At 63.8% G+C, this 2,024-nt stretch carries 2 protein-coding genes and 1 pseudogene; all 3 read right to left on the bottom strand.

Annotated elements, in window-relative coordinates; all coding sequences use genetic code 11:
- Positions 1-412 (bottom strand): annotated as a pseudogene (locus ACXJKR_RS30905) (oligopeptidase A); the annotation flags it as partial.
- Complete coding sequence (gene trxB / locus ACXJKR_RS30900; RefSeq protein ID WP_457326100.1) at positions 409-1,362, bottom strand: thioredoxin-disulfide reductase; 954 nt, start codon at positions 1,360-1,362, stop codon at positions 409-411. The pseudogene ACXJKR_RS30905 and the gene trxB, both read right to left, overlap by 4 nt.
- 37 nt (positions 1,363-1,399) lie before the next feature.
- Positions 1,400-2,024: TSUP family transporter (locus tag ACXJKR_RS30895; RefSeq protein ID WP_457326099.1), on the bottom strand; the 625-nt coding region annotated here is incomplete at its 5' end.

Raw genomic sequence — 2,024 nt, 5'->3', positions numbered from 1 at the left:
CGATGAGACTGTTCTCCAGCGCCTTGCGCTTTGCCGGCGCGAGGCGCTCACCGGCCTGGCTCTGGATGCGCTTGTAGAGATTGAACAGGCGCAGGTCCGAGGAAAGGTCCGAGAAGAAGCTGGTGATCTTGGGCTGTGCTGCTGCGTGGGCAGCACGCAGTGCGGGGGTATCGACGACGCTTTGCAGATGGTCCACCACGGTCCAGGCGTCGCTCAAGGCATCCAGAGCGGGATCAAGAACTTCTGCCACGGCATCAAAGTCTGCTGGCATGTCAGGCGCCGCCGCGCGCTCAATTGCTTGCCGGCAGCGTTCGATCAGCAGGTCGATGGCTGGCTCGACGTGCTCAGGTCTGACGTCGCTGAAGCTAGGGAGCCCGGAGCTGATGAGTAGGGGATTTGTAGCGGTGCTCATGATGCGCGGTCCTGGTCGAGAAATCGTTGTGCGTCGAKGGCCGCCATGCAGCCGGTCCCGGCAGACGTGATGGCCTGCCTGTAGACGTGGTCCCGAACATCTCCGGCGGCGAACACGCCGGGCACGCTCGTCATGGTCGCGAAGCCGCTCAAGCCACTGCGCGTGACGATGTACCCGTCCTTCATCTCCAGCTGTCCTTTGAAGATGTCGGTGTTCGGTTGGTGACCGATGGCGATGAAGCAGCCCTGCAGCGGGATGTCCTGCGCAGCGCCGCTCATGGTGTCCTTGATGCGGATGCCAGTCACGCCGGAGGCATCACCGAGCACATCGTCGAGCGTATGGAAAAGGTGCAGCTTGACCTTGCCTTCGTACGCCTTGTCCATCAACTTGTCGATGAGGATGGGTTCCGCCCGGAACCTGTCGCGGCGATGGACCACGTGTACGGTGCTCGCTAGGTTCGACAGGTAGAGCGCCTCTTCGACAGCGGTGTTGCCTCCGCCGACGACACAGACATCCTGGCCTCGATAGAAGAAGCCGTCACAGGTGGCGCAGGCGCTGACGCCCCGGCCCATGTAGTCTTGCTCCGACGGCAGACCGAGGTACTTTGCTGAAGCGCCGGTGGCGACGATCAAGGCGTCGCAGGTGTAGGTGCCCTCGTCGCCCTTGAGCGTGAACGGGCGACGGCTCAGGTCGACTTCGCTGATGTGGTCATAGACCAGGGTGGTCTTGAACCGCTCTGCATGCTCCTGGAAGCGCTTCATCAGCTCGGGGCCCTGCACGCCCATGACATCGGCGGGCCAATTGTCGACTTCGGTCGTCGTCATCAGCTGCCCGCCCGTCGCCAGGCCGGTCAGGAGAGTGGGGTTCAGATTGGCGCGCGCGGCATAGATCGCGGCGGTGTAGCCTGCCGGACCGGAGCCTAGGATCAACAGGGTGTGATGCTGGGTCATGAATAGACAGCCCTTTGTTGGATATCGGAACGTTGGACTAGCCAGCCATAGAGCGCAGGCCGCGCCAGAACAGGAGCAGTGCGGCGAGCAGGCTCAAAGCCGCAAAGGCGCGCTGGGACGTAGCCACGGCCAATCGCGGCCTGACGCCCCGGCAGGCAACGAGGGCGGCTCCCGCTCCACATGTGAACGGGATGGCTATCGACCACTCAATCAGCCCGTGGCTTGCAGAAGATGCAACTCCCGCGACGGAGACCAGCGCGATGACGGAGAGCGAGGTGTTGACCACGCTCTTCGCTGGTAGGTCGGTGAAGCGGGTCAGCGCAGGCACGATCAAGAATCCGCCGCCGACTCCAAGCAAGCCGCTCATCAAGCCTGAGCAAGCCCCGGTCGCTGCCAAGGCGCGCGCGCACGGTCTCGTCCAGTTCAGCCGTCCGGTGTCTGCGTTGAGCACGCATGGAGGAAGAGCGGACGCCAGCGCCCGCTCTGCAGTTGGAAGAGACCGTCGATACATGCACCAACCGGACCAGCCCAGCACGAAGGCAAAGGCGATCAGCAACGGCCCGTTGGGCACGATCTGCGCGCACAGGACGCCCACCGGCGCCGCGAGCATGCCCGCCGCGCCGATGAGAGAGGCTGCCCTGTAGCGCACAGTGCCTTCAAGC

Source organism: Roseateles sp. P5_E11 (assembly GCF_054049355.1).
The sequence above is the reverse complement of the archived record's forward strand: the minus strand, read 5'-3'. Positions and strand labels throughout refer to the sequence as shown.